We start from the raw sequence: 19,432 nt of genomic DNA, 5'->3' as shown, positions 1-19,432 counted from the left end.
CGCGTTCGAAGAAATTTTCGATTAGCATTATGGGGTGCCTAAAGCCGTAGCCGAAGAAACAGCCGTCCCCGCTTCCTTCACCGCCACCTCCGCCGACAGCCCACAACGCCACGATCTCTCCCGACTTGTGGTCAAGGGCGCGCGCGAGCACAACCTGCGCAACGTGGACCTCGACCTGCCCCGCGACGCCATGATCGTCTTCACCGGCCTGTCCGGTTCCGGCAAATCCTCCCTCGCCTTCGACACCATCTTCGCCGAAGGCCAGCGCCGCTACGTCGAGTCGCTCTCCGCCTACGCGCGTCAGTTCCTGGGCCAGGTGGACAAGCCCGACGTCGACTTCATCGAAGGACTGTCACCGGCGGTCTCCATCGACCAGAAGTCCACCAGCAAGAACCCCCGGTCAACCGTGGGAACCATCACCGAGATCTACGACTACATGCGCCTCCTCTGGGCACGCGTCGGCCGGCCGCACTGCCCCGTCTGTGGCGAACCCGTGGCCAAGCAGACACCGCAGCAGATCGTGGACCAGCTGCTGGAGCTTGAGGACGGAACCCGCTTCCAGGTCCTCGCACCCGTAGTCCGGGGACGCAAGGGTGAATTCGTTGACCTCTTCAAGGAGCTCTCGGCCAAGGGCTACTCCAGGGCGCGGGTGGACGGCGACCTCATCCAGCTCAGCGATCCGCCCAAACTCGGCAAGCAGTACAAGCACACCATCGAAGTGGTGGTGGACCGCCTGGTGGTCAAGGAAGGCATCAGCCAGCGCCTTACCGACTCCATCGAAACCGCCCTCGGCCTCGCCGAAGGCCGGGTCCTGGCCGAATTCGTCGACCTCGACGCAGACGACGCCGGGCGCACGCGGGCCTTCTCCGAAAACCTTGCCTGCCCCAACGAGCACCCGCTGGCCATCGACGAAATCGAACCGCGGTCCTTCTCCTTCAACAACCCCTTCGGGGCCTGCGCTGCCTGCAGCGGCATCGGCACCAAGCTCGAGGTGGATGACGAGCTGATCGTCCCCAACCCCGAGCTCTCCCTTTCGGAAGGCGCCATCGCGCCCTGGTCCCTTGGCACTGCCACCACAGAGTACTGGAACCGGCTCCTTGAGGGCCTGGCCAAGGAGCTCGGGTTCTCCATGGACACCCCCTGGGAAAAGCTGGGCAAGGACGTCCGCCAGACTGTCCTGCACGGCAAGGACCACAAGGTGGTGGTGCAGTACCGCAACCGGTTCGGCCGGGAACGCAAGTACAGCACCGGCTTCGAAGGTGCCATCCAGTATGTCCACCGCAAGCACGGCGAAACCGACTCTGACTGGGCGCGCGACCGTTACGAAGAGTACATGCGCCAGATTCCCTGCCCTGCCTGCAACGGAGCGCGGCTGAACCCGGCCTCGCTGTCGGTGCTGATCAACGGCAAGTCCATTGCCGAAGTGGCAGCGCTGCCCATGCGCGAATGCGCGGCATTCCTGGACAACCTTGTCCTCACCGGCCGCGAGGCGCAGATTGCCCACCAGGTGCTCAAGGAGATCCAGGCCAGGCTGACCTTCCTCCTGGATGTCGGCCTGGAGTACCTGAACCTGGAGCGCCCCTCCGCCACCCTGTCCGGCGGCGAGGCGCAGCGTATCCGCCTGGCCACCCAGATTGGCTCCGGCCTGGTGGGTGTCCTTTACGTCCTGGACGAACCGTCCATCGGTCTTCACCAGCGCGACAACCGCCGCCTGATCGACACCCTCACCAGGCTCCGCGACATGGGCAACACCCTGATTGTGGTGGAGCACGACGAGGACACCATCCATGTGGCGGACTGGATCGTCGACATCGGACCGGGTGCCGGTGAGCACGGCGGCCAGGTGGTCCACTCCGGTTCCTACAAGGATTTGCTCGATAACACGAACTCCCTGACCGGCGACTACCTGTCCGGGCGGAAGAGCATCGAGATCCCGAAAAAGCGCCGCAAGTACGACAAGAAGCGCGAACTGAAGGTGGTCGGTGCGCGGGAGAACAACCTCACCAACGTGGACGCAGCCTTCCCGCTCGGCCTGCTGACGGCCGTCACGGGAGTCAGCGGCTCCGGTAAGTCCACGCTGGTCAACGAAATCCTCTACAAGGTGCTCGCCAACAAGCTCAACGGGGCCAAGCAGGTGGCCGGCCGGCACAAGACGGTCCAGGGCCTCGAACACCTCGACAAGGTGGTCCACGTTGACCAGAGCCCCATCGGCCGGACACCGCGTTCAAACCCCGCCACCTACACCGGCGTGTTCGATAACATCCGCAAGCTCTTCGCCGAGACCACCGAAGCCAAGGTCCGTGGCTACCTGCCAGGCCGGTTCTCCTTCAACGTCAAGGGCGGCCGCTGCGAGGCATGCTCGGGCGACGGCACCCTGAAGATTGAGATGAACTTCCTGCCGGACGTATACGTACCCTGCGAGGTGTGCCACGGCGCCCGGTACAACCGGGAAACCCTTGAAGTCCACTACAAGGGCAAGACCATCGCCGACGTCCTCAACATGCCCATCGAGGAAGGTGCCGAGTTCTTCGCGGCATTTTCGCCCATCGCACGGCACCTGAACACGCTGGTGGACGTCGGCCTGGGCTATGTCCGCCTCGGACAGCCTGCCACCACCCTTTCCGGCGGTGAGGCGCAGCGCGTGAAGCTGGCAGCCGAGCTGCAGAAGCGGTCCAACGGCCGCAGCGTCTACGTCCTGGACGAGCCCACCACGGGCCTGCACTTCGAGGACATCCGGAAGCTGCTGCTGGTCCTGCAGGGGCTGGTGGACAAGGGCAACACGGTGATCACCATCGAGCACAACCTTGACGTCATCAAGAGTGCGGACTGGATCGTTGACCTGGGGCCCGACGGCGGCTCCGGCGGCGGGAAGATCGTGGCCACGGGAACTCCCGAGCAGGTGGCCACCTCCACCACAAGCCACACCGCCGCGTTCCTGGCCGAAATACTCGGCTGAGCCCTGCGCGGTTCCACCGGAAGTATTCCGCTGGTGGAATGCGAGTTTCGGGCACCCGTAAAGGCATGAGAAACTAACCCGGTGACTTCAACAACAGTGCCCGTGATCTTTGACCTGGACGGCACTCTTGTCGATCCTGCCGGTGGGATAACTGACGGAATCTCCTCGGCCCTGAAAGAGCTGGGACTTCCCGTGCCCAGCCAGGACCTGCTCGACTCCATGATTGGCCCCAAGCTCAGCGACGCCCTGCTGAACGTGGCGAAGGTTCCGGCGGACCGCCTCGACGACGTGATCCGCCGGTACCGCGCCTACTACGCGGAGACCGGGATCGCCCAGGGCCGGCTTTACCCGGGTATCCGGGAAGTCCTGGAAACGTTCGTGGCAGCCGGCCTGCCCGTAGCCGTGGCGACGCAGAAACCGCAGACCATCGCCCGGACCGTCCTGGCCCACCACGGGATTGACGGACTCTTCCGCGGAATCCACGGCTCCGCGGACAATGAATCCGCAGTCGACGGCGTCCCGCTCGGAAAAACAGAGATCATCGCCGCCGCCCTGAAGGACCTCGACACCCAGCACGCTGTCATGGTGGGGGACCGTGCGCAGGACGTCTCGGGCGCCATTGCCAACGGCCTGGACTGCATCGGTGTGGCGTGGGGATTCGCGCCGGACGGCGAGCTGGAGGGCGCCGGCGCCTTCACCGTCGTCGCAAATGCCGCCGAACTCGTCACCGCCGTGGAGCGGCTGCAGTCCATCCACGCCTCCGCCATGAGCGAGGTGACCAACGATGGAAATGTTTGATGCCGTCCGCTGGACCACCCGCAACCTGATCTCCGGCACCTGCCGGCCCACCGTCGTCGGCCTGGAAAACGTCCCCAAAGATGGGCCGTTCATCGTTGCCCCCAACCACCTGTCCTTCTTTGACAGCGTCATTGTCCAGGCCCTCATGCCCCGCCCGGTGGCGTTCTTCGCCAAGGCAGAGTACTTCACCACCGGCGGCATCAAAGGGAAAGTCATGAAGGCTTTCTTCGAATCTGTCGGCTCCATCCCGGTGGAACGCGGTGAGCAGGCCGCCAGCGTCCAGGCGCTCAAGACCCTGTTGGACATCCTTGAATCAGGCAAGGGAATCGGCATATACCCGGAAGGCACACGCTCCCGGGACGGCCTCCTCTACCGGGGCCGCACGGGCGTTGGCTGGCTGGCACTGACCACCGGGGCACCCGTGGTTCCCGTGGGTCTGATCGGCACTGAGAACCTGCAGCGGGCCGGCGAAAAAGGCGTGAAGCCTCAGCACTTCACCATGAAGGTGGGGGAGCCGCTGTACTTCGACAAGACCGGGCCTGACCACTCGTTGCCTGCGCGGCGCGAAGTGACGGACCGCATCATGGACGCCATCGCTGAACTCAGCGGGCAGCAGCGCTCCACCGGTTACAACCAAAGCAAAGTCGCGGAGTAGGGCGGCGCACTTGCACCCACGGCGTGTCCGCGGGGAATAAGTGCGTGCCGAAAGTTCCGTGGCGGCAAAGCCGGGCGGCGCGGCTCAGTAGACTGTATAGGTGGCAAATCCAGCAAGTTACAGGCCCCGGACCGGTGAAATCCCCACCAACCCGGGCGTCTACCGGTTCCGGGATCCGCACGGACGGGTCATCTACGTGGGAAAGGCGAAGAGCCTCCGTTCCCGCCTGAACTCCTACTTCGCCAACCCCGCCGGACTGCTGCCCAAAACCTACGCCATGGTCCACGCGGCCAGCAGCGTGGAGTGGACCGTGGTGGGCAGCGAGCTTGAGTCCCTGCAGCTGGAATACACCTGGATCAAGGAATTCAAGCCGCGCTTCAACGTGGTGTTCCGCGACGACAAGACCTACCCCTACCTGGCCGTCACCCTCGGCGAGAAATACCCCCGGGTGCAGGTGCTGCGCGGTGACAAGCGGAAAGGCACCCGCTACTTCGGGCCGTACACGGCCGGTGCCATCCGCGAAACCATGGACACCCTGCTCCGGGTCTTTCCGGTCCGCAGCTGCAGCGCCGGGGTATTCAAACGTGCCGAGTCCAGCGGGCGCCCGTGCCTGCTGGGCTATATCGACAAGTGCTCGGCGCCCTGCGTGGGCAGGATTTCCCCGGAAGACCACAGGGCCCTTGCTGAAGACTTCTGCGCCTTCATGGGCGGCGAAGCCAAGCGGTTCACCAATAAGCTTGAAAAGCAGATGGCGGCCGCCGTGGCCAGGCTGGACTACGAACAGGCCGCCCGGCTCCGCGACGACATCACGGCCCTGCGGAAGGTCTTTGAGCGGAACGCCGTGGTGCTGGCTGAGGACACGGACGCTGATGTGTTCGCGCTCCACGAGGATGAGCTCGAGGCAGCCGTGCAGGTCTTCCACGTCCGCGGCGGCAGGATCCGCGGCCAGCGCGGCTGGGTGGTGGAAAAGGTGGAGGACTTCACCACGCCGGACCTCGTGGAACACCTGCTCCAGCAGGTCTACGGCGAGGACGGCGAAACCCACGGCCGGCTGCCGCGGGAGGTGCTGGTTCCCGTGGCGCCCAGCAACGCGGAGGAGCTGACGGAATGGCTCAGCGGCATCCGCGGCGCCAGGGTGGACGTCCGCGTCCCGCAGCGGGGCGACAAGGCCGCCCTGATGTCCACCGTCCGGGAGAACGCCGAGCATGCCCTGAAGCTGCACAAAACCCGCCGCGCAGGGGACCTCACCGTGAGGTCGCAGGCACTCCAGGAACTCCAGGAAGCGCTGGACCTTCCCGTGCCGCTGCTGCGCATCGAATGCTTCGACGTCTCCCACGTCCAGGGAACCAACGTGGTGGCGTCCATGGTGGTGGTGGAGGACGGGCTGCCCAAGAAATCCGACTACCGGAAGTTCTCCATCACCGGACCGGCCGCATCGGATGACACCGCCGCCATGCACGACGTCCTCACCCGGCGCTTCCGCCACTACCTCCAGGACAAGTCCGCACAGGTGGACGAGGACGTCCTCGAAGCAGGCACCGCAGAGGCAGCGGCGGACGCTGCCGCCGAGGCCGCTGTGGCCGACACCACCACTCCGGCGCCGAAGGGCAAGTTCGCCTATCCGCCGAACCTGGTGGTGGTGGATGGCGGGCAGCCGCAGGTCAATGCGGCCGCACGTGCCCTGGCGGACCTGGGCATCGATGACGTGTATGTGGTGGGCCTGGCCAAGCGCCTGGAGGAAGTGTGGCTGCCGGACAGCGATTTCCCCGTCATCCTTCCCCGAACGTCGCAGGGCCTGTACCTGCTGCAGCGCATCCGGGACGAGGCCCACCGGTTCGCCATTTCGTTCCACCGCCAGAAGCGCGGCAAAGCCATGACCGTTTCGGCGCTGGACGGCGTTCCGGGGTTGGGCGCCTCCAAGCGGAAGGCGTTGCTGTCCCACTTCGGGTCAGTCAAGGGCGTCAAGTCGGCAACGCCCGAGGAGCTCGCCCAGGCGAAAGGAATCGGCCCGGCGCTGGCCGCCGCCATCGTCAGCCATTTCTCCGGAGACGGTCCCGCGGCGGTCACAGTGCCGGCCATCAACATGACCACCGGCGAAATCATTGAAACTTAGCTAGGGTAAGTGGCGGGGTTTGCGCCGGCGCTGCCCCACTGACTGACAACGGAAATGGGGCGGACTCAATGGCAGGCACTTCGGCGGAATCCGAGGCAGGGCAAAACGGCATGGAGCCCGTCAAACCCCTCGAAGCGGAGCTGCTGGTGGTTACCGGGATGTCCGGGGCAGGGCGGAGCACCGCCGCCGATGCACTCGAGGACCATGGCTGGTACGTCGTGGAGAACCTGCCACCCCAGATGCTGGGAACCCTCGCTGAGCTCGTCTCGCACGCCCCGCAGTCCATCCCGCGGCTGGCAGTTGTCATCGACGTCCGCAGCAAAGGCCTGTTCGCAGACATCCGGGCCGCCCTGGGTGCCCTGGCCGCCAGCGGCGTCACCTTCCGGGTGCTGTTCCTGGACGCCAGCGACAACGTCCTGGTCCGCCGCTTCGAGCAGGGACGCCGGCCGCATCCGCTGCAGGGCGGGGGCCGCATCCTGGACGGTATTGCCGCCGAACGCGAGCTCCTGCAGGAACTGCGCGACAGCTCCGACGTCGTGCTGGACACCTCCGGCTACAACGTGCACGGCTTGGCCACGGCCATCACCGAGCTCTTCAGCGAAACCGGCCCGGTGGCGCTGCGGCTGAACGTCATGAGCTTCGGCTTCAAGTACGGCCTGCCCGTGGACTCCAACTACGTGGCCGACGTCCGGTTCATTCCCAATCCGCACTGGGTACCGCAGCTGCGCCCGCACACCGGCCTGGACAAGGACGTAAGCGACTACGTGCTCGAGGCCGAGGGCGTCAAGAACTTCGTGGACCGCTACGTCATGGCCCTCGAGCCGGTCCTTGATGGCTACCGGCGCGAAAACAAGCACTACGCCACCATCGCAGTGGGGTGCACGGGCGGGAAACACCGCTCCGTGGCAGTCGCCGTCGAGCTTTCCAAAAAGCTCGCGCAGTATCCCCGGGTCACCGTGACCACCACCCACCGGGATCTGGGCCGCGAGTAATGGCGCTGTTCACCGGCGCGCTGCCGCTGGTCCCCCCTGCCACGGGACCGGGCGCCGGCCCGCAGGACACCGAGCCCACCATTGTGGCGCTGGGCGGCGGCCACGGGCTCTCCGCCTCGCTGTCCGCCCTCCGCCTCCTCACCTCCAAGCTCACCGCGATCGTCACAGTGGCGGACGACGGCGGCTCGTCCGGGCGTCTGCGCGAAGAGTACGGTGTCCTCCCGCCGGGAGATCTCCGGATGGCGCTCTCTGCGCTCTGCGACGACACAGACTGGGGACGGACCTGGCGCGACGTCATGCAGCACCGGTTCCGCCCCGGCAGCGGCCGCGGCGGCTCGCTGGACGAACACGCCATGGGGAACCTGCTGATCGTGACGCTCTGGGAACTGCTGGGCGACGCCGTCGCCGGCCTTACCTGGGCCGGGGCCCTCCTGGGTGCCCGCGGCCAGGTCCTGCCCATGTCCACGGTGCCGCTCACCATCGAAGGCGATGTCCGGGTGACGGCGCCGGATGGGGGTTCGGTGCTGGAGACGGTCCACGGCCAGGCCCGCTGCGCCGTGGCAGGATCGCTGGAAAACGTCCGCCTCCTCCCGGAGTCGGCACCCGCCTGCACGGAAGCGCTGACCGCCATCGAGCTCGCCGACTGGGTCATCCTGGGCCCGGGCTCCTGGTACACCTCCGTGCTGCCCCACCTGCTGCTGCCGGAGATGCGCCAGGCGCTGTGCAACACCCCGGCCAAACGCTGCCTGACCATGAACCTCGCCACGGACACCAAGGAAACCTCGGGCATGACGGCCGCGGACCACCTGCACGTCCTGCGCCGCTACGCCCCCGGATTCAACGTTGACGTTGTCCTTGCCGATCCTGCGTCCGTCCCCGACCGCCAGGAGTTCGAGAAGGCCGCCGCGATGATCGGCGCCGAGGTGGTCTTGGGTAAAGTAGGGGCGTCGGGACGCCGTCCCGTCCATGACCCCCTGCGGCTGGCCACGGCGTACCAGGACATTTTTGGGAACAGTTAGGAAGGTGCCATGGCACTGACAGCATCAGTCAAAGAAGAACTGTCCCGTCTGGACATTAAGAAATCGTCCGTCCGCAAGGCTGAGGTCTCCGCGATGCTCCGTTTCGCGGGCGGCCTGCACATCATCTCCGGCCGGATCGTCATCGAGGCAGAGGTGGACCTCGCCTCCACCGCGCGGCGCCTCCGGGCAGCCATCGCAGAGGTCTACGGGCACCAGAGCGAAATCATTGTGGTGTCAGCCGGCGGGCTCCGCAGGGCCAGCAGGTACGTGGTTCGGGTCGTGCGCGACGGCGAGGCGCTGGCCCGCCAGACCGGCCTTCTGGACGGCCGCGGCCGCCCCGTACGGGGGCTGCCGTCCGCCGTCGTCAATGGCTCCGCGGCGGACGCCGAAGCAGTATGGCGCGGTGCGTTCCTGGCCCACGGCTCGCTGACCGAACCCGGCCGTTCGTCCTCACTCGAAGTGACCTGCCCCGGGCCTGAATCCGCCCTGGCGCTGGTGGGTGCCGCCCGCCGGCTCGACATCCAGGCCAAGGCGCGCGAGGTGCGCGGCGTGGACCGGGTGGTAATCCGCGACGGCGACACCATCGCCGCCCTTCTGACCCGCATGGGCGCCCACGACGCCCTCATGGTCTGGGAAGAGCGCCGGATGCGCAAGGAGGTCCGCGCCACCGCGAACCGCCTCGCCAATTTCGATGACGCCAACCTCCGCCGCTCGGCGCAGGCCGCCGTTGCTGCCGGTGCCCGCGTGGACCGCGCCCTGGAAATCCTCGGCGACGACGTCCCGGACCACCTGAAGTACGCCGGCGAACTGCGTGTGGCCCACAAGCAGGCCAGCCTGGACGAGCTCGGCAGGCTGGCCGATCCTGTCATGACGAAGGACGCCATCGCCGGCCGGATCCGCCGGCTCCTGGCGATGGCGGACAAGCGGGCCCTTGACCTGGGGATTCCCGGCACCGATGCCAATGTGACGCCCGAAATGCTCGACGAGTAGCGGGCCCCTAGAATCAAAAATAATTCCGGGCGCCAGACGTCCGGATGCATAATCCGAGAGTCACCAACCGGACCGAAAGTCCACGATATTGGAGGATTTTGTGACTGAGTACGTATTGCCCGAACTCAAGTACGACTACGCCGCCCTTGAGCCGCACATCTCTGCGCGGATCATGGAGCTGCACCACAGCAAGCACCACGCAGCGTATGTTGCAGGCGCCAACAACGCGCTGGCCCAGCTGGCAGAGGCACGGGAGAAGGGCGATTTCGCCAACATCAACCGGCTCTCCAAGGACCTCGCGTTCCACACAGGCGGACACGTCAACCACTCCGTCTTCTGGAACAACCTTTCCCCGGACGGCGGCGACAAGCCCGAGGGCGAACTGGCTGCAGCCATCGATGACGCGTTCGGTTCCTTCGACGCCTTCCGCGCCCAGTTCTCCGCAGCCGCCCTCGGCCTGCAGGGCTCGGGCTGGGGCTTCCTGGCCTACGAGCCCATCGGTGGAAACCTGGTCATCGAGCAGCTGTACGATCAGCAGGGCAACGTGGCGCTGGGCACCACGCCGCTGCTCATGCTGGACATGTGGGAGCACGCCTTCTACCTGGACTACGTGAACGTCAAGGCCGACTACGTCAAGGCGTTCTGGAACATCGTGAATTGGGCCGACGTCGCCAAGCGCTTCGTCGCCGCCCGCAGCAACGCCACCGGGCTCATCACCCTCCCGTAACCTGCAGCACACATGCTTGTTACAAACTTCACATTCGGACTTAATAAGGCCGCCATGTGGACTGGCCGCCCCCGCACTTGCGGGGGCGGACCCAGTTAAACGTAAGATAGGTCACGGAAGGCGGTTAGCCTTCAGCAATGAGGCTGGTCGCCTTCCGTCTGTAAATCATCTCTGCCCAATGGCGTGCGGGATCTGTTAGTTGGCTTGAACGCCCGCTCAACTAGTAGTGCTTGCTTCAAGCACCAAGGAGACTGAAAAGTGACGACCCGTATTGGTATCAACGGCTTCGGCCGTATTGGCCGCAACTACTTCCGCGCAGCACTCGCCCAGGGTGCGGACCTCGAAATCGTTGCCGTCAACGACCTCACCAGCCCCGAGGCGCTGGCCCACCTGTTCAAGTACGACTCCGTGGGCGGACGCCTGAAGGAAACCATCGAGGTCAAGGACGGCAACATCGTCGTCAACGGCAACGTCATCAAGGTCCTGGCGGAACGCGATCCCGCCAACCTTCCGTGGGGCGAGCTTGGCGTGGACATCGTCATCGAGTCCACCGGCTTCTTCACCAAGGCAGCCGATGCGCAGAAGCACATCGACGCCGGTGCCAAGAAGGTCCTGATTTCCGCCCCCGCCTCGGATGAGGACATCACCATCGTGATGGGCGTAAACCACAACCTGTATGACAACGCCACGCACCACATCATTTCCAACGCGTCCTGCACCACCAACTGCCTCGGCCCGCTGGCCAAGGTAGTCAACGACGAGTTCGGCATCGAGCGTGGCCTGATGACCACCGTGCACGCCTACACGGCCGACCAGAACCTCCAGGACGGCCCGCACAAGGACCTGCGCCGCGCCCGCGCCGCTGCCATCAACATGGTGCCCACCTCCACCGGTGCGGCCAAGGCAATCGGCCTGGTCCTGCCGGAGCTCAAGGGCAAGCTGGACGGCTACGCCATCCGCGTTCCCGTCCCCACCGGTTCAGCTACGGACCTCACGGTCACCGTGTCCCGCGAAACCACCGTTGAGGAAGTCAATGCTGCCCTCAAGCGCGCTTCCGAGTCCGACGAACTGCAGGGCTTCCTGACCTACACGGAAGAGCCCATCGTGTCCTCGGACATCGTTGGCGACCCCGCATCCTCGATCTTCGACGCCGGACTGACCAAGGTCATCGGCAACCAGGTCAAGGTTGTTTCCTGGTATGACAACGAGTGGGGTTACTCAAACCGCCTCGTCGACCTCACGGAGCTTGTCGCGTCCAAGCTGGGCTAGGGTTAGACACATGACATCCCACACCCTCAACGAACTGATCGCTGAAGGTGTCCGCGGGCGGTACATTCTGGTCCGAAGCGACCTGAATGTGCCGCTCGACGGCTCTACAGTCACTGACGACGGCCGCATCAAGGCCTCCCTCCCAGTGCTGGCAAAGCTCACGGACGCCGGTGCCCGCGTGCTGGTAACAGCCCACCTTGGACGCCCGAAGGGCGCCCCCGAGGATAAGTATTCCCTCCGCCCTGCCGTGGACCGCCTCGCGGAGCTGGCGGCCTTCAAGGTCACCCTCGCCGCCGACACCGTCGGTGACTCTGCCAGGGAAGCAGCAGCTTCCCTGCAGGACGGCGAGGCCCTGGTCCTGGAGAACGTCCGCTTCGACGCCCGCGAAACCAGCAAGGACGACGCCGAGCGCGGCGCCTTCGCTGATGAGTTGGTGGCGCTGACCGGCGGGAACGGCGCGTACGTGGATGACGCGTTCGGTGCTGTCCACCGCAAGCACGCAAGCGTCTACGACGTCGCATCCCGGTTGCCGTCCTACCAGGGCGACCTGGTGCACGCCGAGGTGGACGTCCTGCGCAAGCTCACCGCCGACACCCAGCGTCCCTACGTGGTGGTCCTGGGCGGATCGAAGGTCTCGGACAAGCTCGCCGTGATCGACAACCTGCTCGGCAAGGCAGACACCATCCTGGTGGGCGGCGGCATGCTGTTCACGTTCCTCGCTGCGGCGGGGCACAAGGTGGCCGGCAGCCTGCTCGAACAGGACCAGATCGGCGTTGTGCAGGACTACCTGAAGCGCGCCGCGGATGCCGGCACCGAGTTCGTGATCCCCACGGACGTTGTGGTGGCGGAGAAGTTCGCTGCCGACGCCGCGCATGAAACGGTTGCCGCGGACGCCATCGAGGGCAGCAGCTTCGGCGCCAACGGCATCGGCCTGGACATCGGTCCCGACTCGGCAGCTGCCTTCGCGGAACGGATCAAGGGCGCCCGGACGGTGTTCTGGAACGGACCCATGGGAGTCTTCGAATTCGAAGCCTTCTCCGCCGGAACCCGCGCCATCGCCAGGGCCCTGACCGAAACCGAAGCGTTCACCGTGGTGGGCGGCGGCGACTCAGCTGCCGCTGTACGCACCCTCGGCTTCGCCGACGACCAGTTCGGGCACATTTCCACCGGTGGCGGCGCCAGCCTGGAGTACCTTGAGGGCAAGGAACTCCCGGGCCTGAGCGTCCTGGACCGGTAGGACCAGCCTCCGGGAGCATCACAGCTCCTGTCCTTCGGCCGGCAGGTTGCCCGCGGCAGCCTGCCGGCCGCACACTTTACAAGACCATTTTGGAGAACACGTGACAACGTCTACGAACGGCGCCTTCGACCGTAAGCCCTTCATCGCCGGCAACTGGAAGATGAACATGGACCACGTGCAGGGCATCACCCTCCTGCAGAAGCTGGCCTGGACACTCTCGGACGCCAAGCACGACTACAACCGCGTCGAGGTTGCGGTCTTCCCGCCTTTCACAGACCTCCGCGGTGTCCAGACCCTGGTCCAGGGCGACGACCTGGACGTGGCCTACGGCGGCCAGGACCTTTCCCAGTTCGACTCCGGCGCTTACACCGGTGACATCTCCGGGCAGTTCCTGAGCAAGCTGGGCTGCAAGTACGTGCTGGTGGGCCACAGCGAACGCCGGACCATCCACAACGAGTCTGACGACATCCTGAACGCCAAGACCAAGGCCGCCTTCAAACACGGCGTCACCCCGGTCCTCTGCGTCGGTGAGGGCCTGGAGATCCGCCAGGCCGGCACGCACGTCAACCACACCCTGGACCAGCTTCGCGGCGGCGTGGCAGGCCTGACCGACGAGCAGGCGGCAGAAATAGTGGTTGCCTACGAACCCGTATGGGCCATCGGAACGGGCGAGGTTGCCGGACCGGAGGACGCGCAGGAGATGTGCGCCGCCATCCGGGCCGAGCTGGAGAAACTGTTCGGCGCGGCCGTTGCTGCCAAGACCCGGCTGCTGTACGGCGGCTCCGTCAAGGCCAACAATGCAGCAGCCATCCTGAAGGAGCGCGACGTTGACGGCGTGCTTGTGGGTGGCGCCAGCCTGGACCCGGCTGAGTTTGCTAATATTGTCAGGTTCGAGAGTCACCTGGTGACGGACTAGTCCGTCCCGGCGCACGCACTCCCGCCCCACTAACTTCCTGAAAGGCCGTCGTGGACGTTCTTCATGTCATCCTGCAGATCCTCCTGGGCATCACCAGCCTCCTGCTGACGCTGCTCATCCTCCTTCACAAAGGACGTGGCGGCGGACTGTCGGATATGTTCGGCGGCGGCATGAGCTCAGGACTCAGCTCATCCGGTGTGGCTGAGCGCAACCTCAACAGGTTCACCATCATCCTCGGCGTCACTTGGGGAATCGTCATCATCGCCCTGGGCCTGATCATGAGGTTCAGCGGCGCCGGGGACTCCTGACCCCAAACTTCCAACACTGGTATGCCGCTGGGCCCTCCCGCCCCGCGCGCCTGCGAACTAAACTGTGGCTGTCGGCTTCCGACAGCCACAGTTTTGTTTAACCGGCAGAACCAGTCATCCCGAGGCAGGAGTTCCGATGGTCCATCCAGTGTCAGGTTTCCGCGGTACGCGGGCTGGGGTGACAGCGGGGACAGGCTCAAGCCTCCAAGGCGGCGCCGACCACGGCAGCCCGCTGCCCAGGATCCGGGTTTCGTACTGGTGTCCAAAGGGGCATGTCACGGAGCCCGTTTTCCTGCAGCTCCCTGACGTCCAGATCCCGGCTGTCTGGGACTGCCGGCGCTGCGGAGCGCTGGCATCGAGGGACGGTTCCGAGGCTGCCGGCACCGAGGCCCTCGACGACGGCTACAAAACGCACCTCGAGTACGTTAAAGAGCGGCGCTCCGACCAGGACGCCGAAGACGTGCTGGCCGGAGCGCTGGAACGGTTACGCGCCCGCGGCGTCCTTCCGGACGAGCTGCTGCGGGACCCGTGAGGCCGCATTCTCGTCGATGAGCCACAGGGTCCGGGACGTTCCCCGGGGCCCCGCCGCGGGGACCTGGACCGGGGTGGCCCCGGCGAGGGCCAGGCCAACGGCACCGGCCTTGTCCTCGCCTGCTACCACCATCCAGACCTCAGCGGCAGTGTTGATGGCAGGCAGAGTCAGCGAAATCCTCAGCGGCGGAGGCTTTGGGGAATTGCGTACCCCCACCACCGTGCGTTCCTTCTCTCGGATACCCGCCTGCTCGGGGAAGAGCGATGCAACGTGCGCGTCAGGACCCACACCCAGCAGGACAACATCAAGCCGGGGGAGGACCCCGGGCTCTTCCGGACGGTCGTCGGACATATCGGCGGCATGTTCGGCGGCCGCTGCCTCACGGAGCCGACGCGCATAATCAGCAGCCGCATCTTCAGGCGTTTCGAAGTCGTCCGAGGAACCGGGTTCGTGGATGCGGTCCGGATCCACGGGAATGTGCTTCAGCAGGGCGTCGTACGCCTGCTTTGTGTTCCGGTCGCCGTCGGCAGATCCCACGAACCGCTCGTCGCCCCACCAGAAATTCACCTTTGACCAGTCGACGGCCGGAGCCGCCGGAGAGTCTGCAACAGCCTTCAGCGTGCCGATGCCCACCGTGCCGCCGGTCAGGACAACGGTGGCCTCACCGTGTTTGTCCTGGACATCGACGAGCTTGGTGATCAGGCGTGCCGCGATGGCAGCCATCAGCACGGACGAGTCGGGATGAATGCTTACTCTTGGGTCAACGCTCACTGGGCCGGACGCTCCTTAGGTTTGTACGTGGCAGTCCAATAGTAATCACTTCACCGAACACCTCATCCGGATCGAGCCGGCGCAGTTCTTCGGCGAGGCAGTCACGGAGGCTGCGGCGCGGGAGGGAGATCCGCTGGGCAGGCTGCCCGGGCTGGGTGAGTTCCGCCACCGAGAGTCCGGGGCGGAACAGCTGGACGTCACCGCCGGGCCGGGTGAGCCGGACCCGGCGGATACCGGTTCCGGCCGGATCCGCCACGATGGTCACGGGGGCGTCCAGGGTGAGTGTCAGCCAGGCGGCCAGCAGGATGGTGCTGGGCGAGTCCGAGGCACCTTCCACAGCCACTGCCGTGACGGGAGAGGAATCCGCTTCATCGAGGGCTGCGGCGAGTTGGATGCGCCAGTTGGTCAGCCTCGTCCAGGCAAGGTCGGTGTCACCGGCCTTGTAGGTACCGTGGATGCGTTCGAGGGCCGCTTGGGGGTCGGGTTCGTTTGCGGAGTCCGTGATCCGGCGGTGCGCGATGGCGCCAATGGAGGTTTCGCAGGCGTTCTCCGGGGCGCCGTGCGGCCACCAGGCCACGATCGGCGCGTCCGGGAGCAGCAGCGCCGCAACGAGCGATTCGCTTTCGTGGGCGAGCTGGCCGTAGCCGCGCAGCACGATCACCTCCGAGGCGCCGGCGTCGCCGCCCACCCGGATCTGGGCGTCCAGCCGGTCACCGGTGTCCTTTCCGGCATCAGCGAGGACGATGATCCGGCAGGGGTGTTCCCGGCTGGCGTCGTTTGCGGCCTCAATCGCTTCCTCTTCGAGGCCGGACTTCGTCACCACCACGAGGGTAAGGACCCGGCCCAGGGCAATCACGCCGCCCTGTTCCCGCAGTGCCATGAGCTTCTTGGACACCTTCGAGGTGGTGGTGTCGGGCAAATCGACAATCATGGCCTTCTCCAGGTTCGTCCGTCACGGGCCAGCAGCTCATCAGCAGAGGCAGGGCCCCAGGATCCCGGGGCGTAGGGTTCGGGCTGTTCGTCCAGCTGAGCCCAGTATTCCTCGAACGGGTCAAGGATCTTCCAGGACAGTTCCACTTCCTCGTGCCGGGGGAACAGCGGCGGCTCACCCAGGAGTACGTCCAGGATCAGCCGCTCGTACGCCTCGGGGGAGGACTCGGTAAACGAGTGGCCGTAGCCGAAGTCCATCGTCACGTCCCGGACTTCCATCTGGGTGCCCGGGACTTTGGAACCGAACCGGATGGTGACGCCCTCGTCAGGCTGGACGCGGATGACCACCGCGTTCTGCCCGAAGTCGTCCTCACCGTGGTCACGGAACAGCAGGTTGGGGGCGCGCTTGAAGACCACGGCAATCTCCGTGACCCGCCTTCCCAGGCGTTTGCCGGCACGCAGGTAGAACGGGACTCCTGACCAACGGCGCGTGTGGATGTCCACCCGCACCGCGGCGTAAGTCTCGGTGGTCGAATCCGCGGGGATCCCCTCTTCCTCCAGGTACCCCTGAACCTGCTCGCCGCCCTGCCAGCCGCCCGAGAACTGCCCCCGCGCAGAATGCGTGGACAGGTCCTCTGGGAGTTTGACCGCTGCGAGGACCTTTTCCTTCTCCGCACGCAGGTCATCGGCGTTGAAGGAAATGGGCTCCTCCATCGCTGTGAGTGCCAGCAGCTGGAGGAGGTGGTTCTGGATGACGTCGCGGGCCGCACCCACGCCGTCGTAGTACCCGGCACGGCCACCGGTGCCGATATCCTCGGCCATGGTGATCTGGACGTGGTCCACGTAGTTCGCGTTCCACAGCGGCTCGAACAGCTGGTTGGCGAAGCGGAGGGCCAGGATGTTCTGGACCGTCTCCTTACCCAAGTAGTGGTCGATCCGGAACACGGCATCCGGCGGGAAGACCGATTCGACGATGTCGTTCAGCTGCCGGGCGGACTGGAGGTCGTGGCCGAACGGCTTCTCAATGACCACGCGCCGCCACTTGTCGCCGTCGGCCTGGGCCAGCCCATGCTTGGACAGCTGACGGCAGACCTGTTCGAATGCCTTCGGCGGGATCGACAGGTAGAACGCGTGGTTCCCGCGGGTGCCGCGGACGTCATCGAGTTCCTTGATGGTTTCGCCGAGCCGCTCAAACGCAGCGTCGTCGTCGAATTCACCCTGGACGAACCGGATGCCTTCGGAGAGCTGGTTCCAGACCGCCTCATCGAACGGGGTCCGCGCGTGGGCCTGGACGGACGCTTTCACTTCAGCGGCGAAGTCCTCCTTGTCCCACTCACGCCGTGCGAACCCGACCAACGCGAAACTGGGCGGCAGCAGCCCCCGGTTGGCGAGGTCGTACACGGCCGGCATCAGTTTCTTCCGGGCAAGGTCGCCGGTGACCCCGAAGAGCACCAGCGAGGACGGACCGGCAATCCGGTTCAACCGGCGGTCACGCGGATCCCGCAGGGGATTCCGGCCTGACTTTCCGGAACGCGTTCCGGAGGTCCTGCCGTATTCAGTTTCTGGCATGTTGCTTGTGCGCCTTAGCTTTCGGTAGCGGATGCCCGGGCGGACAGTGCAGAAACGATGCCCTGCAGCTGTGCCACGCCGGCGGCTCGGTTGGTGAGGTGCAGCCGGAGCACGGGCCGGCCGTGTTCTTCGAGGACCTGGGCGTCACCGGCAGCCTGGGCGGAAATCAGTTCGCCGAAGGTGAAGGGACGCTCGGGGATGGCCAGGTCCTCAGTGGACGCAGCCGTCACCTGGAGGAACACGCCGATGGCGGGGCCGCCCTTGTGGAACTGGCCGGTCGAGTGCAGGAACCGGGGGCCCCAGCCGAATGTGACGGGGCGTCCCGTCGCCGCTGCGAACTCGTCGCGGACGCCTTCAAGCTGCCCGAACGCCAGCCGGTCAAAGTAGGCCTGGATGCTGAGGTAGCTGTCCGGCTGGAGGGTGTCCAGCAGTGCGCCGACAGCTTCCGCGGCCGTTGATGCGCCGCCGAGCCATTCCCCGCCGCGGACCTCGATGGAACCATCGACGAAGGCTGCCGGTGTGGGTTCAGGCTGCGCGTCCAGGAGGCCGCGGGCAGCAACCTTGGCGGCTTCCACGTCGGGCTGGTCGAACGGGTTGATGCCCAGCAGCCTGCCGGCCACTGCGGTCGCGAACTCCCAGACCATCATCTGGGCAGCGAGGCCGCCGGCGATGGCGACTTCGTTTTCACCAAGTTCGACGTCGGCATCCGCGGCCACGAGGCGGACCACGAGGACGTCCTTCGCGCCGGAGTTGACCTCGGGGGAGTTGGGACCTGCGACGACGGGCAGCACCCCGGTGCCGAGCTTGCCGGTGGATTCGGCGATGAGCTGTTCAGCCCAGTCGGCGAAGCCCACGATGCCGGACCCGTCCTCGGCGATGACGATCTTGTTGCGCAGGGGGCTGGTTCCGCCCAGGGCGGTTCCAAGGGCCAGGCCGATGTTCTCGGGGGCGTCCTCGTTCAGGACCTCTGCTACTTCCTCAGCCTCGTCCAGGAAGGCCTGGATGTCCACGCCCGCCAGGCCGGAGGGCACCAGGCCGAACGCGGTCAGTGCGGAGAAGCGGCCGCCAACGTTGGGGTCGGCGTTAAAGACGGCGCGGTACCCGGCTTCGCGGGAGGCCTTGTCCAGTGGCGATCCGGGATCGGTGACGATGATGATCCGGCTCTTGGCGTCGATGCCGGCGTCGTTGAACGCCTTCTCGAAGACCCGCCGCTGGGAGTCGGTTTCAACGGTGGAACCCGATTTGGAGGAGACCACGATGGCGGTTTCCGCCAGGCGGTCCGCCAGGGCAGCACGGACCTGGTCAGGGTCCGTGCTGTCCAGCACAGTCAGCTCGACGCCGGCGGTGCCGGCGATGACCTCGGGAGCCAGCGAGGATCCACCCATGCCGCACAGGGCAATACGGGTGACTCCCTCGGCCCGGAGGGCGTCGCGCAGTTCCAGGATGTCCTTCACCAGCGGCTGGGAGACCGTTGCAGCCTCGACCCAGCCGAGGCGGATTGCGGACTCCGACTCAGCGTCGGGACCCCACAGGGTATGGTCCTTCGCAAAGATCCGGGTGGCAATCCTGTCCTCGACGAGGGCGGGAAGGTGCTGTTCGAGTGCCTGCTGCGCGGCACCGGTGGCTTCGTAGCTGAGTGTGCTCATGGGT

At 65.9% G+C, this 19,432-nt stretch carries 17 protein-coding genes; 13 read left to right on the top strand and 4 right to left on the bottom strand.

Annotation, left to right across the window (positions count from 1 at the left end; translation table 11 throughout):
- The first annotated feature begins 34 nt into the window (after nucleotides 1-34).
- The 13 genes from uvrA to ACFV4R_RS16230 all read left to right on the top strand — a co-directional run bounded on the left by uvrA (nucleotide 35) and on the right by ACFV4R_RS16230 (nucleotide 14,512).
- Entirely contained in the window at nucleotides 35-2,956 is a 2,922-nt protein-coding gene (gene uvrA / locus ACFV4R_RS16290; RefSeq protein ID WP_377203477.1) for an excinuclease ABC subunit UvrA, read from the top strand.
- 81 nt (nucleotides 2,957-3,037) lie between these two features.
- Nucleotides 3,038-3,754 (top strand): HAD hydrolase-like protein, encoded by a 717-nt coding sequence (locus ACFV4R_RS16285; RefSeq protein ID WP_377203478.1) that lies wholly within the window; start codon nucleotides 3,038-3,040, stop codon nucleotides 3,752-3,754.
- A complete protein-coding gene (locus ACFV4R_RS16280) occupies nucleotides 3,741-4,409 on the top strand; it encodes a lysophospholipid acyltransferase family protein (RefSeq protein WP_377203479.1) in 669 nt (222 codons plus the stop codon). Before ACFV4R_RS16285 ends, ACFV4R_RS16280 begins: the two co-directional genes overlap by 14 nt.
- Nucleotides 4,410-4,509: 100 nt before the next feature.
- Nucleotides 4,510-6,522 carry an excinuclease ABC subunit UvrC gene (uvrC, locus tag ACFV4R_RS16275; protein WP_377203480.1) on the top strand — a complete coding sequence of 671 codons (2,013 nt, stop codon included), beginning with the start codon at nucleotides 4,510-4,512 and terminating at the stop codon, nucleotides 6,520-6,522.
- 68 nt (nucleotides 6,523-6,590) lie between these two features.
- Nucleotides 6,591-7,514 (top strand): RNase adapter RapZ, encoded by a 924-nt coding sequence (rapZ, locus tag ACFV4R_RS16270; protein WP_377203481.1) that lies wholly within the window; start codon nucleotides 6,591-6,593, stop codon nucleotides 7,512-7,514.
- Entirely contained in the window at nucleotides 7,514-8,533 is a 1,020-nt protein-coding gene (gene yvcK / locus ACFV4R_RS16265) for a uridine diphosphate-N-acetylglucosamine-binding protein YvcK (RefSeq protein WP_377203482.1), read from the top strand. Before rapZ ends, yvcK begins: the two co-directional genes overlap by 1 nt.
- Before the next feature lie 9 nt (nucleotides 8,534-8,542).
- A complete protein-coding gene (gene whiA / locus ACFV4R_RS16260) occupies nucleotides 8,543-9,523 on the top strand; it encodes a DNA-binding protein WhiA (protein WP_015937022.1) in 981 nt (326 codons plus the stop codon).
- A 100-nt stretch (nucleotides 9,524-9,623) separates the two neighbouring features.
- On the top strand, nucleotides 9,624-10,250 hold the full coding sequence (locus ACFV4R_RS16255; RefSeq protein WP_377203483.1) for a superoxide dismutase: 627 nt from the start codon (nucleotides 9,624-9,626) through the stop codon (nucleotides 10,248-10,250).
- Nucleotides 10,251-10,508: 258 nt separating this feature from the next.
- Nucleotides 10,509-11,519, top strand: coding sequence for a type I glyceraldehyde-3-phosphate dehydrogenase (gene gap / locus ACFV4R_RS16250; RefSeq protein WP_015937024.1), 1,011 nt, complete (start codon nucleotides 10,509-10,511; stop codon nucleotides 11,517-11,519).
- Between the two features lie 10 nt (nucleotides 11,520-11,529).
- Nucleotides 11,530-12,756 carry a phosphoglycerate kinase gene (locus ACFV4R_RS16245; protein WP_377203484.1) on the top strand — a complete coding sequence of 409 codons (1,227 nt, stop codon included), beginning with the start codon at nucleotides 11,530-11,532 and terminating at the stop codon, nucleotides 12,754-12,756.
- 100 nt (nucleotides 12,757-12,856) lie between these two features.
- The gene (gene tpiA / locus ACFV4R_RS16240; RefSeq protein WP_377203485.1) at nucleotides 12,857-13,672 is read left to right on the top strand and encodes a triose-phosphate isomerase; all 816 of its coding nucleotides are present in this window, start codon (nucleotides 12,857-12,859) and stop codon (nucleotides 13,670-13,672) included.
- 50 nt (nucleotides 13,673-13,722) lie between these two features.
- Nucleotides 13,723-13,980, top strand: coding sequence for a preprotein translocase subunit SecG (secG, locus tag ACFV4R_RS16235; RefSeq protein WP_015937027.1), 258 nt, complete (start codon nucleotides 13,723-13,725; stop codon nucleotides 13,978-13,980).
- A 136-nt stretch (nucleotides 13,981-14,116) separates the two neighbouring features.
- The gene (locus ACFV4R_RS16230) at nucleotides 14,117-14,512 is read left to right on the top strand and encodes an RNA polymerase-binding protein RbpA (RefSeq protein WP_377203486.1); all 396 of its coding nucleotides are present in this window, start codon (nucleotides 14,117-14,119) and stop codon (nucleotides 14,510-14,512) included.
- Here ACFV4R_RS16230 and pgl read toward each other — a convergent pair.
- From pgl to ACFV4R_RS16210, 4 genes are read right to left on the bottom strand one after another with little or no spacing between them, the layout of a single operon-like run.
- Nucleotides 14,465-15,283, bottom strand: coding sequence for a 6-phosphogluconolactonase (pgl, locus tag ACFV4R_RS16225; RefSeq protein ID WP_377203487.1), 819 nt, complete (start codon nucleotides 15,281-15,283; stop codon nucleotides 14,465-14,467). The genes ACFV4R_RS16230 and pgl overlap by 48 nt on opposite strands.
- Complete coding sequence (locus ACFV4R_RS16220) at nucleotides 15,273-16,214, bottom strand: glucose-6-phosphate dehydrogenase assembly protein OpcA (RefSeq protein WP_377203488.1); 942 nt, start codon at nucleotides 16,212-16,214, stop codon at nucleotides 15,273-15,275. The genes pgl and ACFV4R_RS16220 overlap by 11 nt, the downstream gene beginning before the upstream one ends.
- Nucleotides 16,211-17,782, bottom strand: a complete 1,572-nt coding sequence (zwf, locus tag ACFV4R_RS16215) for a glucose-6-phosphate dehydrogenase (protein WP_056078980.1) — start codon at nucleotides 17,780-17,782, stop codon at nucleotides 16,211-16,213. The genes ACFV4R_RS16220 and zwf overlap by 4 nt, the downstream gene beginning before the upstream one ends.
- A 14-nt stretch (nucleotides 17,783-17,796) precedes the next feature.
- Nucleotides 17,797-19,428, bottom strand: coding sequence for a glucose-6-phosphate isomerase (locus ACFV4R_RS16210; RefSeq protein WP_377203489.1), 1,632 nt, complete (start codon nucleotides 19,426-19,428; stop codon nucleotides 17,797-17,799).
- Nucleotides 19,429-19,432 lie beyond the last annotated feature (4 nt).

This window comes from Pseudarthrobacter sp. NPDC059871 (genome assembly GCF_042731175.1).
GTDB lineage: Bacteria > Actinomycetota > Actinomycetes > Actinomycetales > Micrococcaceae > Arthrobacter.
The sequence above is the reverse complement of the archived record's forward strand: the minus strand, read 5'-3'. Positions and strand labels throughout refer to the sequence as shown.